The sequence below is a fragment of the Rheinheimera mesophila genome (genome assembly GCF_000986865.1).
Lineage (GTDB): Bacteria > Pseudomonadota > Gammaproteobacteria > Enterobacterales > Alteromonadaceae > Pararheinheimera > Pararheinheimera mesophila.
In genome coordinates this window covers 88,654-103,337 of sequence record NZ_LAVS01000096.1, presented here as the reverse complement: position 1 = coordinate 103,337, position 14,684 = coordinate 88,654, and the positions used below count along the sequence as shown (strand labels likewise).

Annotated in this window: 9 protein-coding genes; 6 read left to right on the top strand and 3 right to left on the bottom strand. The window is 48.8% G+C overall.

Features of this window, described 5'->3' with window-relative positions; all coding sequences use genetic code 11:
- Positions 1 to 3 precede the first annotated feature (3 nt).
- Positions 4 to 1,209, top strand: coding sequence for an ATP-binding protein (locus SD53_RS17025; protein WP_046521386.1), 1,206 nt, complete (start codon positions 4 to 6; stop codon positions 1,207 to 1,209).
- A gap of 21 nt (positions 1,210 to 1,230) precedes the next feature.
- On the opposite strand, the gene SD53_RS17020 is transcribed toward SD53_RS17025, so the two are convergent.
- Complete coding sequence (locus tag SD53_RS17020) at positions 1,231 to 1,905, bottom strand: DUF3334 family protein (RefSeq protein WP_046521385.1); 675 nt, start codon at positions 1,903 to 1,905, stop codon at positions 1,231 to 1,233.
- Positions 1,906 to 2,045: 140 nt separating this feature from the next.
- Here SD53_RS17020 and SD53_RS17015 point away from each other — a divergent pair, with 140 nt between their 5' ends.
- The gene (locus tag SD53_RS17015) at positions 2,046 to 2,597 is read left to right on the top strand and encodes a sugar O-acetyltransferase (protein ID WP_046521384.1); all 552 of its coding nucleotides are present in this window, start codon (positions 2,046 to 2,048) and stop codon (positions 2,595 to 2,597) included.
- Here SD53_RS17015 and SD53_RS17010 read toward each other — a convergent pair.
- Positions 2,594 to 3,298: a transporter substrate-binding domain-containing protein gene (locus tag SD53_RS17010; protein ID WP_046521383.1), complete on the bottom strand. Its 705-nt coding sequence runs from the start codon at positions 3,296 to 3,298 to the stop codon at positions 2,594 to 2,596. The two genes, SD53_RS17015 and SD53_RS17010, sit on opposite strands and share 4 nt — an antisense overlap.
- Before the next feature lie 145 nt (positions 3,299 to 3,443).
- On the opposite strand from SD53_RS17010, the gene SD53_RS17005 reads away from it, so the two are divergent.
- Positions 3,444 to 4,628 (top strand): Bcr/CflA family efflux MFS transporter, encoded by a 1,185-nt coding sequence (locus SD53_RS17005; protein WP_046521382.1) that lies wholly within the window; start codon positions 3,444 to 3,446, stop codon positions 4,626 to 4,628.
- Here the strand turns inward: SD53_RS17005 and SD53_RS17000 are convergent.
- Complete coding sequence (locus SD53_RS17000; RefSeq protein ID WP_046521381.1) at positions 4,625 to 6,124, bottom strand: YifB family Mg chelatase-like AAA ATPase; 1,500 nt, start codon at positions 6,122 to 6,124, stop codon at positions 4,625 to 4,627. The two genes, SD53_RS17005 and SD53_RS17000, sit on opposite strands and share 4 nt — an antisense overlap.
- A 420-nt stretch (positions 6,125 to 6,544) precedes the next feature.
- On the opposite strand from SD53_RS17000, the gene SD53_RS16995 reads away from it, so the two are divergent.
- Genes SD53_RS16995 through SD53_RS16985 form a run of 3 tightly spaced genes read left to right on the top strand, consistent with a single transcriptional unit; the run spans position 6,545 to position 14,682 of the window.
- Complete coding sequence (locus tag SD53_RS16995) at positions 6,545 to 7,750, top strand: tetratricopeptide repeat protein (RefSeq protein WP_125060864.1); 1,206 nt, start codon at positions 6,545 to 6,547, stop codon at positions 7,748 to 7,750.
- Positions 7,740 to 8,900: a FecR family protein gene (locus SD53_RS16990; protein ID WP_052749447.1), complete on the top strand. Its 1,161-nt coding sequence runs from the start codon at positions 7,740 to 7,742 to the stop codon at positions 8,898 to 8,900. The genes SD53_RS16995 and SD53_RS16990 overlap by 11 nt, the downstream gene beginning before the upstream one ends.
- Before the next feature lie 22 nt (positions 8,901 to 8,922).
- The gene (locus tag SD53_RS16985; protein WP_046521379.1) at positions 8,923 to 14,682 is read left to right on the top strand and encodes an Ig-like domain-containing protein; all 5,760 of its coding nucleotides are present in this window, start codon (positions 8,923 to 8,925) and stop codon (positions 14,680 to 14,682) included.
- Positions 14,683 to 14,684 lie beyond the last annotated feature (2 nt).

Below are 14,684 nucleotides of genomic sequence, written 5' to 3'. Positions count from 1 at the left end.
GCAGTGTCCAGGTTATTCCTGCATTTTTATCTGTTTATCTCGCTGGTACTAATAGGTGTTGGCTGGACTGTAGAGCGGATCTGGCAGGAAACCCAAAGCCAGGTTCCGCCCTGGGTGCTGTTACTGGCTGATAATCTGGCCGGACAACTCAGTACTCAATCTTTACCTGCAGCAAAGTTGTCTGCTACTTTGGCCGTCACTCAGTTGCCCGCTGGCAGTATACTGTGGTCGGAGGCTGAACTGGCGGCCTTAAAAGCCGGGCAGGTGCTGCCGCTTTTTACTAAAGATCAGGTGTTTTTTTATGCGATGCAGCAGGACCAGTTGTGGCAACTGGGCCCTGCGGATTTAACGGACAGCGCAGTGCCCTCCTACTGGTTTAGTCTGTTATTTTTGGGGTTGTTGGCTGTGGCCGTCTGGTTATGGTTGTGGCCCGTCGCCCGCGATATTCAGAAGTTAAAGCAACAATTATCCGATCCCAATGCCACAGCCGCGTTGCCAGCCCGGTCTTTTATCGCCCCTATAGCGCTGAGTTTTGAACAGATGCGCCAACAAATTCAGCGCCTGCTGGGGTTGCAGCGTGAGATGACTCAGGCCGTCTCCCACGAATTACGTACGCCCTTAGCCCGTCTAAGCTTTGCATTGGAGCTATCTGCCTTGCCCGCAGACGAAAAACAACTGATGTTGAACGATGTGAAAGAATTGGAGCATCTGGTCGATGAGATGTTGGATTATGCCCGTCTGGAGTCAGCACAGCCGCAGTTGAAGCGGCAACAGGTTGATTTATCTGAGCTGCTGCAAAATTTAGTCGAAAAGTTATCTCCTTTGCCCGGCGCGCCGGTCGAGCTTTGTCTGACGACTTGTTGTGTTTATTGTTGCGATGGCCATTATCTGGAAAGGGCTGTCCAAAATTTACTGGTGAATGCCAAAAGATTTGCGCGTACTGAGGTACTGCTGACACTCGAGGCTAAGCCGCAGTGGATTGAGATTAAAGTTGAAGATGATGGGCCAGGTATAGCATTGGCACAAAGAGAGGAAATTCTGAAGCCTTTCGTCCGATTGGATCCGAGCAGACAAAAAGGCTTTGGTGGTTTTGGTCTGGGTTTGGCTATTGTCAGTCGGGTGATGGAATGGCATCAGGCCAGTATCAGGGTCGAAGACAGTCGTTTAGGGGGCGCTTGTTTTACGATCAAACTGCCGTTAGAACATTGAGCTAACGGCAGTCACCTGGAGTTATAGTCCAAGATTTTTCAGGAAGTCATCGTCGGCGTCAGAAGTTAATACTTCAACCGCATCTGTTTCAGTGGCATGAGTATTGGCGATAATATCGTCCGGATTTTCATCCTGCGACGGTATAAAATCGTGAAGCTGGATAAATTCAGTTTTATCCATCGACAGTTCCATATAGAAAATGGCGTGATTGGGAGTACTGAAGGTAACGCGTCTGGCCTGAGGTTGATCCAGTTGAGTGTTGATCATGATTTGCACTTGCTTATTAATGGCCATCATTTTAGGTTGGCTTTGATTAATAGAGGTTTGCAGCTCGATCCGGACTCTGTTGGTAAAGTCACCTACGATCTGGTTCATCAGCTCACCCATCACATTACCCACCTCGTCTGAGGTATGGAAATTTGCAAGTTCAGATTCTGGCATCCCCATGCTCATCATGTACTTACGGTAAATTTCCATAGCGGCCTGAGCGGTAAAGTTGATGATGACCAACCCAGAAAAACCACCATCAAACAAGACGAAACAGCCCAAATCAGGACGCAGACAGGTTTTTTGGATTTTCTGCACCATAGGCGAATAGGCAACTTTATCGTTACCTGCTGCAGCCAGAACCTGAGTCACGGAATGACAGAGTGTGAGCAATATTTCTTCGGTGGTAATGACTTTAGTTTTTTTCATCTCTTTATCCGGCTAAGCAACAACATTGGCTTTAGTATATCTCTATTACGGCGCATAACACTATAAAAAGACTGAGGCTTTATGCGAACAGCCCGGTACAGCAACACAGATGACTGACAGGTTTAACGAGGCAGATAAGGATGACAGAGCAGGAAAAAATGGTCGCGGGCCTGTGGTTTAATCCGGCAGACAAGGAGCTGGCTCTGCAACGACAGCGCGCTAAAGCGTTGTGTGTACAAATGAACCAACAGGGGCCTTTGCCCTTTAAAGCGCATCAACAACTAGCCAGACAGCTTTTTGGCCGGTTGGGCAGTTGTTACATAGAACCCAATTTCTTTTGTGATTACGGCTATAACATTGAACTGGGGCAGAATTTTTATGCCAATCATCACTGTGTGATTTTGGATGCGGCGAAAGTGAGTATTGGGGATGATGTGCTGTTGGGGCCTGGCGTACAGATCTACACAGTGACCCATCCGCTGGATGCGGCGCAGCGTAAAACCGGATTAGAGCAAGGCCGGGCTATCAGCATTGGGGACTCCGTCTGGATTGGGGGTGGCGCTATCATCCTGCCCGGCGTGCAGATAGGAAAGAAAGCTGTGATCGCTGCTGGTGCTGTAGTCACTAAAGATGTTCCTGACGCTGTAGTTGTCGCAGGAAACCCGGCAACAGTGATAAAAAAACTCACCTAAAGCCGGGGCTGGTTATGGATCTGCTGAAATTCACCGGATTCAATTAAATGCAGTAATCCGGCATTAAACTTCGCCTGTAATGTGGCACTCCAGAATGCCGCAGGGTAATCAACAGCCGGGAAAATCTTATGTATTTGCAAAGAGCCCTGGCCATAATTTTTGTTGGCGTAATAACTGAGCACTTTGACATCACCTACCATCAATTGCACCCTGTCATTCATCAATAGCTCGAACTGTTTTTGTCGGTCTGCTTCTTCAAGATAGTGGGCCGTTTTAATGATGGCGGAAAAATCCGGGCCTAAAACCTCACTGGCCTGCTGATAAGCCACTATAGTTTTTCCTGTCAGGTCCTTGATGCTATTGATGCTGATCGCCTTTGTACTTTTATTGGCCACCACATCCAGTACGGTGAAATAAGGCTGGCTGTAAAATGCGCCCGGATAAGGCACTGCAACAGGACTGGCAATGTCGAGTTTTTGTTCTGAAAATAGTTTGAGCAGCCGACTGTAGCTGTATAGTTCAAATTCGGCTTCTATCCCCTCACGCTGCAGAATAGTTTTGACTATCTCGTAGTCTACGCCGGTGATTTCTCCCTGAGCATCGCGGTAAGCCCAAGGGGCAGAATCGTGCAAGCCGACTTTAACTACGCTGGCTTGAGCGCAGAAACAGAGCAGACTGACGACGAAAATAAACAACTTCATAAAAACTCCGGCAAAGCGCAAGATCTAAGGTGCCTTAGTGGTTTTAACACAGTTCGGGACCTGTGTCGCAATTTTTGAGATGGCACTTCGAATAAATTTCGCCACGATCAGGTATCATTTAAGCACTTCCTGCCGGGATCCCAAAATGAGTAAAACAGTTTCTTTTGCGTTACTGGCGCTGCTTGCCAGTATCATCGCTATAACCCCTCTTGCCATAGATATGTATCTACCTGCTATGCCTGTCATGGCGGATGAATTGAATACAGATAGTGGACTGATCCAACAATCTCTGAGTATTTATCTGGCCGCTTATGGGGTAGGAATGCTGCTGTTTGGGCCTATGGCTGACGCTATTGGTCGTCGTCCCCTGGCGTTGGGCGGGCTTTGTGTTTTCTGCCTGGCCAGCCTGGCATTAGGTTTTTGCCATGATGCGCAGTGGCTGTTGGTATTACGTGCGTTACAGGCGTTTGCCGGCAGCGCTGCTACTGTGGTTATTCCCGGAATTATCCGGGCTTTGTATCAGGAAAATACCGCCAAAGGCATGTCCTATGTGTCGATGATTATGATGATGGCTCCGCTGATCGCTCCCGCTATCGGTAGCGCTGTACTTTGGGTCGGGCACTGGCAGGATATTTTTTTGGTCTTGGCGTTGTATTCGGCATTGATAGCAGTGCTGACCTGGCGTTTTTTGCCTGATCCGGTGCCTGTGGTCAAAGGACGTCGGCTGGAGTTTCTTTCCGGTTATCGTGTTGTATTTGGCCATGTTGCGGCGCGGCCACAAATCGCCACTTCAATGTTTGCCTCTTTCTCTTTCTTTTGCTTTCTGACTGCTGTTCCTTTTGTTTACATTGAATATTATGGAGTCAATGAACAGCTATTTAGCCTGTTGTTTGCGTTGAATGTGGGTATGCTGATGCTGGCTAATTTCTGTAACAGCAGGTTAGTAGGCCGCTTTGGTCCACAGCGTATGCTGAATCTGGGCTTGGTATCGGCGCTGTGCAGCGCTATGCTGCTTTGTCTGGCGAACTGGCTTGAATTGGGTTTAGTCCTGACCGTACTGAGTATTGCGCCTTTGATGGCTAGTTTAGGCTTAATAGCCACTAATGCCGATGCGATGATTCTGATGCGTTTCCCCGAACATAGCGGCACAGCAACCGCCGTGATTGGAACATTACGATTTGGCAGTGGTGCCTTAGCAGGACCCCTGTTAGCTGTGCTGTATAGCGGAACCGCCTTACCTTTTTCGTTATTGATGCTATCCGGCGTGCTGGCGATCGCCATCAGTCAGTTGTTGGGTTTGTATCAGGCCAGGTTTGCCAGAAAGAGTTAAGACTGCAAATAATTCAGCAAACGATCAAAAGAGCGATAACTCAGCGCTTCGAGTAAGTCAGCTCTTTCTATCTGCGGACGCTGGGCTAAATCGGCCAGAGTCCGGGCCACTTTGACAAGCTTATGATAACTGCGGGCAGACAGTTTAAGCTGGTGCAGGCAGTGTTCAAAAAAGTCGGCATCCGCTGGCGCTAACTGACAATACTGCTGCAGTTCTGTCAGATTGAGGCGTGCATTACTTTTGCCTTGTCGTTGCCACTGAATATGGCGTGCAGACAACACTCTTTGCTTGACCTGGGCACTGGACTCTTCTTGCTGATGCTGGCTCAGGCTACCTTTGGGTAACAGTGGAACTTCCACTTGCAATTCAATGCGATCGAGAAAAGGGCCGGACAGGCGGCTTAAGTAACGGCGTACTTGTTCCGGGCTGGAGCGGCCATCTTTGTGGTGGCCGGATGGGCTTGGGTTTAACGCGACTACCAGTTGAAAACAGGCGGGAAATTCTGCCTGTCGTGCGGCTCTTGAGATAAATACTTTGCCGGTTTCCAATGGCTGACGTAGTGACTCCAGCACAGCACGTGGAAATTCAGGTACCTCATCGAGGAACAGTATTCCGCTATGGGCTAAAGATATTTCTCCGGGACGGGGTACAGAACCGCCTCCAACCAAAGCCACAGCAGAGCAGGTATGATGAGGCTGACGAAAGGGCCTTTGATGCCACTGTTGTAAGGTCCGGGGTTGAGCCGCAACTGAGTAAATCGCTGCGGTTTCCAGTGCCTCCTGGTCATTCAGCTCAGGTAAAATACCGGGTAATCGTTGAGCCAGCATCGACTTACCTGTCCCTGCCGGGCCAAACATTAATAAATTATGTTCGCCGGCTGCAGCTATTTCCAATGCTCTTTTCGCCTGAGCCTGACCACGAACCTCGGCCAGGTCCGGGTAAGACTCCGTTGGAGTGTCAGGAATAGGCGGAATAGCAGGCAAAGCCTGCTGGTGCAGTAAAAATGCATGCAGTTGGAGTAAATGCTCTGCACCACAGAGCTGAATATCGGCAATTTGTTGTGCTTGTATGGCGTTGTGCAGTGGAAAAACCGCGATATGCCCGGCCAGTTTACATGCCAAAGCCAGCGGAATTTCTCCAACTATACTGCGGATTTCTCCTGATAATGCCAATTCGCCAAAAAACTCATAGTCTGACAAATCGGCTTGTAACTGACCGCTGGCGTGCAAGATGCCAAGGGCTATAGCTAAATCAAACCGACCTCCTTCTTTAGGGAGATCCGCAGGTGCCAAATTGACGGTGATCTTATGATCCGGAAACTCAAAACCACTATTGATCAAAGCACTGCGTACCCTGTCTTTTGCTTCTTTGACTGAAGTTTCAGGTAAGCCTACCAGTTGAAATCCGGGCAGACCACGACTCAAGTGCACCTCCACAGTAACCAGTGGAGCCTGCAAGCCGCAGCGTGCTCTGCTGTGAACCAAAGCCAGTGCCATGATCCATCCTTAGATAGGTTTGTTTACTTAATTTTAACCTTTAAACTTCAATCCGCCAGCAGACACAGCGAATTGACAACCTGTCATCTTCAGGCCGCGCAGCTCCGAAGTTAAATCTATGTTTATCCGTACTATTTATTTTGTTTTTCCACAGTAATATACAAGCAGAAGACTTTCATTTTTTACAATTCCTGCTATTTCTCTAACAGCAGAATAATAAACAGGCTGACGATTGCTGCTTGGTCAGGCCGGAATACAATACATGAGGTTGCTGTGAAAAAAGTCGGGGGACAACAGGTAAGACACCGTGCAGAGGTTTTACTGCGAATTTTCATCGGAAGTCTGCTCTGTCTGCCGTTTTGCAGTGTGCAGGCTGAACCACTGAACCTTGAACAGCAAAAAACAAAGTTTGTTCAGTTCGTGCAATCTGGTCAAATGCAGCAGGCTTATCAACTGGCAAGCATGTTAGAACGTGAATTGGCGGGTGATGCCGATTTTGATATGGCATACGGGCGCATAGCTTTGCAGGTTGGTCAGAATGACAGGGCTGTGTTTGCGCTGGAGCGGGTTGTGGCAGAACAACCGGGCTGGCAGCAGGCTCGTTTTACTTTGGCTCAGGCCTATTACAAAACTAAAAATTATCCTGCCGCTTTATACCAGCTTGCCCAACTGGAGGCGCAGTCTCCAACCTCGCTGGCAGAGGCTGTTGCCACGTTGCGCAGTGCCGCCCAGCGCGAGCAGGACAAGCTAAGTGGTTACCAGCGGCATAAAATCAATTACGCTTTTGGGCATGATGACAATGTCAATAGCGGTACAGCCGAGGACCGGATTTTTATTCCGTCGCTGGGTGAAATCGATGTTTTTCCTCAAAGTAAGGCAAGCAGTGACTACTTTCATCAGCTAGGATACAGCTTTGATGGTCGCTGGCAGCAGAACCAGCGCTATGCCTGGCTGGTGGATGTGCAATTGGGGGCCACTCAGTTTAATCAGTTATCAGAATTTGACCGCGAAACGCTGGTCAGCCGCTTTGGTTATCAGGCCGATTATCAGCATCACAGCTACACTGCGCGGGCTTACAGCAGACCTTTGCGCCTGGGAGGGCAGTTATATCGCCATGACTGGGGTGGGCAAATCAGTGGACAGTACCAAATGAATACGCTGAACTCGCTGGCGCTTCAGTGGCTATCGGGCCGTTCAGACAACAGAATAGACGATAGATTAAATCTTACCCTGCACAGCATCACGGCTTCATGGGAGCGTAAAGCGAATCGTTGGATAAACCAGGCCAGTATCAGTATTTCCAATGAGCGCAGTCGTCTGTCCAGTGCGGACTACAACAGCAGAGATGTCAGCTCCTTCAGTTACACCAGTATCTGGTTAGCTGATGCCACTCATCTGGTGCTGGGCAGGGCAGAACTGCAGGACATCCGCTACAAAGCGCCTCATCCGTTATTCAGGGTGGAACGGGATGAGTCGCTGTTTTCCTTCACTGCGGCCTGGATCTGGCAGTATTCAACGTCGCTTAGCACCGAGCTCAGATGCAGTTACACTGATAAAACCAGCCCTGTCACTTTGTATGAGTATGACCGCACTGAATGTGTGTTAGGAGCCAGTTATGCGTTCTAAGTTTAAACTTTATGCGTTGCCTGTGGCGGTTCTGTTCAGTGTTGTTGTGTCAGCACAGGAGCAGACTCAAAATGCAGGTTTGACACTGATGGCCCGCGGTTCAGTGACGGCTACAGCAACAGATACCCGGCAAAGCCGCGATCTGAGCCGCAAAGCGCCAGTTTTTACTATTGATCAGGTCAGTACCGGTGCACAGAGCCAGGCGCAGTTCAGAATGCTGGACGGTGCTTTACTGGCCTTACAAAGTGACACCGAACTGTTGATCTCCGAATACAATGCAGGCTCTGCCACAGAGCAGGGCTCTGTGGTGATGGAGCTGGTTAAAGGTGGTTTACGTACGGTAACGGGCTCGATAAAAGGAGAGGCAGGCAATTATCAGCTAAAAACTCCGGTAGGAAGTATTGGTATCAGAGGGACTACCTTTCAGCTGTCTTTTATAGAGGGCATTATGCTGATAGGCGTCTGGGATGGTCAGATTGAGTTACAGATCACCCGTGCCGATGGCACTGTAGAGAATGTCACCTTCGGCGGTGGCCAAAGTGCGTCATTTGCACAAATCACCACAGCAGGTCAGGTGACGCCTTTATTAAAACCTCCGGCGGCCTTTGCCGGAGACCCAGCCAGTAACCCGGCGAATTCAGCCGCAGGCAGCAGTTCAGATGCAACAGCAGGCCGTACTTTTACCGCGGCAATCAATTCAGTGTCAGCCCTGAGCTCTGAAGATACATCTTTTATTTCTGAGCAAGCCTATCAGGGCAATACCAATTCAATTCCTGTTGCTGATCTGATCGCCGCCCGTTCCGGCAGTTATCAATATGGCCGCCTAGAACAATTCAGTGTGCAAAGCACTGAGGGGCCTGTGTCTGATTTTCAGGTCAGTATGACGGTAGATTTTGACAATGGCACAGTGCCTCAGGGCGAGTTGTCTTTTAATGATGCCGGTGGTGAGTGGTTTGCTGCTTTTAATGGTGTGGTCAATGTTGATCAACTGGAACTGGGGATTAATTTCGCCAGTCACGGCAATGAGAGAGCGCAAGGTCAGATAGATACTTTATTTGTGGATGGTATTGACCAGATCCTCGGTCAGTTTGTGCTGAGTGAGATTGCAGACCCCACGACAACAGCCGGTGGGATCTTTTTGATCAAATAGCTCTGCCTCAAAGGATAATATTATGGGTGTCTTTCTGTTTCGCCACGATTTTCAACGCTGGATAGCTATTACTTTCTGCGTCCTGCTGACCGCGTGTGGCGGTGGTTCTGGCAGTGAAACTGTACCCGATACCCCTGTAGGACAACAGCCCCCTGTTTCTTCACCGCCAGTGGGAGGAACTCCGGTAGAAATGGCGCTGATGGTTGCGTTTGGTTATAACCCTCTGGCGGCTGGATCGCCTTTACGCAGAGATCAGGTACAACAGCTTGCTGTTGGAAATGGCAGTGCGACTTACCGTTTTCCGCGTTCTGGTGAACGGATCAGCGGTAATTTGACTATTGCTGTGAATGTTGCTGACCCTGATGGGATAGCCAGAGTGTTAGTGGGTTTTAATGGCAGTGAACAGGCTCTGGTGTTGTGTCAGACCAATTGTGGTTCAGCTTTTTCCCAGACACTGACAGGGGTGAATCCTCGTAATTTTGGTTTAACTCCAGGCTCTCTGCGTCTGGAGTTATGGCTGGAAGATCAGCTTGGTAACCGGATTTTATTTGATGCCCGCGATATAGAATGGCAACCTGAACCTGTGGTTGGAGTGAATACTAACCGCAGTGCAGGCGCTTTGCAGGTGAACTGGACCGCAAACAGCAATGCCCGCCGTTACAATCTGTATATCGCGGAGCAACCTGGTATTACCCCTGAGAATATTCTGAGCAAAAGCGGTGGCAGACAGTTTTTAGCGTTGACTCAAAGCAGTTTTTCTGTGCCTGACCTGCAGGATAACAGGCGTTATTTTATGCTGATCACTGGTGTGGACTCCTCGGGTGAAAGCCTGTACTCAGAGCAGCATGTGATCCAGCCAGTTGGTGCACCTGAATTTTCAGCTCCTGTTGCTTCACCCGATCAGTTTAGTGTAAATGAAGACACTGAATTCAGAGGGTCTTTGCTTGGCAACGACAGCCACCCTGATGCCCGCCGTTTCAGCCTGGACCCGCAGGCTGTTCGTTCCCCTGAAAATGGCGTAGTCGTTCTGAATACGGATGGTTCTTTTAGTTACACTCCTGCGGCTAACTTCTCCGGCAGCGACAGTTTTATTTACCAGATCACAGATACTCAGGGATTAACAGCACAAGCCCTGGTCAGTCTGACGGTGTTAGCAACGAATGACAGACCAACCGCATTGGATGACAGTTACAGTCTGAACAGAAATACCAGCCTGACCATAGCGGCTCCGGGGGTTTTAGCTAACGATTTCGATCTTGACGGCGATACTTTGACACTGGAGCGCATCGCATTGACGGCTCCGTCGCATGGCTCGCTGCAACTTAGTCCGGACGGGGCTTTTATCTATACTCCGATCGCAAATTTCAGCGGAGAGGATTTTTTTGTTTATCAGATCAGCGATCCGCAAGGTGAGGTTGCGCAAGCAAAAGTCTCACTGCGTATTGAAATGACCAATGCCGCTCCTTTGGCCCAAACTGATAGTTACCAACTGGGGGAGGATGAACAACTGACCGTCACTGCCAGCGCCGGTATTTTAGCCAATGATACAGACCCCGATGGCGATAGCGTCAGTTTAATCACTGAGTTACTCAGTACAGTGCAAAATGGTCAGTTGATCCTGGCGTCAGACGGCAGTTTTCAGTACATCCCTAATCAGGACTTTTTCGGCACGGACAGCTTTAGCTATCAAATCAAAGACCCTGCCGGTTTAGTCGGCGCTGCAACAGTGGTGTTGACAGTGTTAGCCCAAAATGATCCGCCTGTAGTGCAAGCAGCTACCTATTCTGTCAACAGCAATGCAACTTTATCTGTAGCAGCCCCCGGTTTACTGGCCTATGCCTTTGATGTGGAAGCGCAGAGTTTAACCTTAGATCCTCAGTTGGTAGTGGCACCAACAAAAGGTGCAGTGCAGTTAGCTGAGGATGGTAGCTTCAGCTATATTGCTGACACTCAGGCAGAAGGTTCCGACAGTTTCGTATTCGGAGTTGTCGATGCTGAGGGAGCGTCCGGTACTGGGACTGTGGTGATTAATATTATTTATCAGGCAACGGCTCCGGTGTTGGCGGATGCCACGTATCAGGTTTTTGCCAACGCTATCAGTGGCTATCAGTTTGCTCAACTGACTGCTGCCGACAGCGACCCCAATGATACGGTGTTTTTTAGTATTGTCAGTGGTAATAATTCTGGTTTATTCAACTTATCAGCTACAGGGGCTCTGACTGTTGCAGACAACGCTGCTTTAACTGCACTGTCAGGTTCAACCCAATCTTTGCTGGTCCAAGTGACTGACAGTTATGGCTTCATCGATCAGGCGCTCATTCAAATCGAAATTTTGGCAATCCCAGTGATTGCCCTGCCGGATAGCTATGACGTGCCTCAGGGGGCCAGCCTCAGCGCCATGCCGGGTGTCTTGGCAAATGATATTGAAGCCTCTGGGGCGAGTTTACTGGCCAGCCTGGTATCAGGACCTTCACATGGTCAGTTGATACTCAATGCGGATGGCAGTTTTGTCTATACACCAGCGCCATCCTTTTACGGTCCGGACAGCTTTACTTATCAGGCTTCAAACGGCACTTACAGCGCTCAGGCAACGGTACTGTTGAATGTGACTTACGTGCCGCCAGCTTTGCAGGCAATTTCTGATACTTACATGCTGGATGAAGACAGCCTTCTTACCGTACAGACCAATCAGTCTTTGCTACAAAATGATAGTTTTGACCCTGCTGCTGCGGTGACTGTCAGTCTGGTGCAGGCTCCGCCCACCGGTAGCTTAAGTTTAAATGCTGACGGTACTTTTACCTATCAACCTGCTGCTCATGCTTACGGGGCTTACTATTTCACTTATCGTCTGACGCAGGGCACTGAAACATCAGATGCTCAGGTGGAGTTGAATATTTCTCCTGTTAATGACCCACCATCTTTGCAGGATGCTGCAGTGACCATTTCAGATGACTATGCCGATTTACAGCCGGTTTTAACACTGACACTTAATGACATCGACCCAGGGAATTACAGTTACGAGATCATAGCGGGCAATCAGGACGCCGTATTTGCTATAGGTGCTGGCGGTGTTATTACCGTAGTGAATTCGTCCTTGCTTGATGCCGGCAGTACAGCGTCTTACAGTTTGGTGGTCAAAGTCACCGAAAATAGTGATACCAATCTGGTAGATACTGCGACTGTGGTGATCACTGTGATAGCAGCTCAGGTCGAAGAAACGACAGTTATCCCAGACACAGGTTTTGCCAGTGGTTCAAATCTAATCCTGGACCTGATGCTCAGCGGTGAATACAACGAACCGGCGCAGATCATTCCACTGAGCGACGGTCGTAGCCTGATACTGGGCACAGTCGTCAACTCTTCAGGACCGGAGATTTTCGTTGCCCGATTGAATGCAGATGGTTCCATCGATTCTGCTTACGCCGACAAAGGGGTATTCAGGAGTAAGATACTTTCCGTCTACAGCACTGAGCAGGCTGTTGCTGCTGTATTAACCAGCAGCAACGAACTGGTCGTGCTGGCAAACTATAGTGAAAACACTGATTCAGGTTTCTATCTGATCAAGCTGAATCAGGACGGCTCTTTGGACAACGATTTTGGTAATTTACAGGGCTATGTGCTGTGTGAATTCACTCCTTGTGACACTGCAGATGTACATGCTACTGACCTTGTATTGAACCATCTTGGTCATTATGTCGTTGCTGGTCGTAAAGATGGCAGAGCTTTCTTATTTGAGTTTGCGGATTCCGGTTACCAGACCGGCTGGACCAGTACGCTAAGTAGTTTGGTACAGTTTGATCTGGTACGACAGGACTCTGGTCATAACTATTATGCCGTGGGGCAGTCGTCTGCTGGTTTTATTACAGTGGCTCGTTTCTCGTCTTCTTTTCATCCTGATACTACAACCTTTGGCTGTGATACTGCTATGCCCCCGGTTTGCGCCGGATACAAACAGTATGATTTTGCGTTAGCTGGTTCTGTTGCTTATGACGCTGAGCTGTACAACGATGAATTGTACCTGATTGGCACTGTTACCGAGTCTTCTGCTCCTGCAAGCCCTGATGGGTTGTTGTTCAAACTGACTGAGACCGGAGAGCTTGATCCTACGTTTGGTAGCCACTCAGGCTATACAAAGGTCAATGGCAACGCCGGTAACCCTTTGTATTACAAAGCTCTGGCTATCGATGCAACCGGGATTTATATGTTGGCCAGCACAGAAACTGCAAATAACGTTCCGGTTTCTGTCAGTCAATATGATTTGACGGGACAGTTCATACAAGACCAACCTCTCGTCGCCGAAGGGCAGTTCGATATCGTAGATCTGCATAGTACGGGTGACAGCCTCTGGTTACTACAACAGTTCAGCCATCCGAATTACGGTGCTGTTGGAACTGTGAGTTTTAACTGGGTAGGTAAATATCAACCGACCACGCTGGTGGCCGATACAACATTTTCTGCGGATGGCCAACGCTGGTTTAATGCAGGTTTTAGCAGTGATACTCTGCTTGGAAGTCGTAGGTTAATGCTAGGCAGTCAGGTGAATAAAACATTGTTTTATGGCTACAGTTACTCTTATTTGAATGGCTACTACCAGCAGGCTTTTGTCGGCAGACTTACCTCAAGTGGCGCGTTGGATCAGAGTTTTGGTAATCACGGTCTGGTACTGCTGGCGGATGACCAACTGAACCAGATGACCGTGAATACAATTTTGGAAGCAGGTTCGAATCAGTTCTATGTGGCAGGCGCTGGTCTGGATACAAATAATGACCAGATTGGTTTTGTCGCAAGATTAGATCAATATGGTTCTGTCGATCAGGGCTTTGCTGGCGGCATAGTGGATTTGATTCCAGACCACCTTGGTAGTTACAACAGATCATCGGCATTACATTTACAGCTCAAGGCTGATGGTCATTTAGTGGTTGGAGCTGAGTACAGTCAGTATCAGGATAATTTTGATATCGCCTTGTTGCAATTTAATCCAGACGGCTCATTGGATGTCGGTAACTTTGGTTCTTCAGCGGCAGGCTTCACCTTATTTACTGAAATAGATACCAACGCTCAGACTGAAGAAAGGCTCAGTCAAATGAAATTGGACCCGGTGGATAATAGTCTGGTCATCGCAGGTCAATACAAGCTCATGGCCGATCCCAGGCTCTACGTTGCCCGCTTTAATCATGCAGGGCTGCTGATGAATGCAACCAATAGTCCCACTGAAACGTTTGGCGACTCTGCTCAGGGGTATAGCCTGATGAATCTGGTTGATAACAGCAATGATCAGACCAAATATTCTGAATACCTCAATGCCATGGATTTTGACGCTGGACGACATTTAGTCTTTGCACTATCGAAAAATTATGAAGGGGATCAGGCCTATTATTTGTATCGACTGGAGCAAGATGGCTCAACAGATGCCTCTTTCAACTTTGGGGCACCAAAGGTATTTGACAGCTTCAGCGATCAGCTTGCTGTCGATTTGGAAATCAATGCTATTCATGTTGATCCCTCAGGCAGATTACTGATGGCTGGACGTTATGGTGTCAATGCCTGGGTCGGACGAGTACTGTTAGACGGCAGTGGTAGTGAGGTTGGCCGCTGGGATCCAGCGTTCGAACCCGACTCTCCAACCTATGGGGCTTACCAGTTCAACGGTCTTAGTTTCGATGCTGATTTATTTTTGGAGCTAACCAGCAGCAAGGTGACGCTTGGTTGGAGTTTTTACAGCAATGGTGGTTACAGTGCGACGTTACGGCAGTACCTGTTGTATCAGTCGAACCCTATTTAGTG

Excerpts from the sequence above, each read along its gene's own strand:
- SD53_RS17020 (WP_046521385.1), bottom strand. The coding sequence starts at position 1,905 with ATGAAAAAAACTAAAGTCATTACCACCGAAGAAATATTGCTCACACTC.
- SD53_RS17015 (WP_046521384.1), top strand. The coding sequence starts at position 2,046 with ATGACAGAGCAGGAAAAAATGGTCGCGGGCCTGTGGTTTAATCCGGCA.
- SD53_RS17010 (WP_046521383.1), bottom strand. The coding sequence starts at position 3,298 with ATGAAGTTGTTTATTTTCGTCGTCAGTCTGCTCTGTTTCTGCGCTCAA.
- SD53_RS17005 (WP_046521382.1), top strand. The coding sequence starts at position 3,444 with ATGAGTAAAACAGTTTCTTTTGCGTTACTGGCGCTGCTTGCCAGTATC.
- SD53_RS17000 (WP_046521381.1), bottom strand. The coding sequence starts at position 6,124 with ATGGCACTGGCTTTGGTTCACAGCAGAGCACGCTGCGGCTTGCAGGCT.
- SD53_RS16990 (WP_052749447.1), top strand. The coding sequence starts at position 7,740 with ATGCGTTCTAAGTTTAAACTTTATGCGTTGCCTGTGGCGGTTCTGTTC.
- SD53_RS16985 (WP_046521379.1), top strand. The coding sequence starts at position 8,923 with ATGGGTGTCTTTCTGTTTCGCCACGATTTTCAACGCTGGATAGCTATT.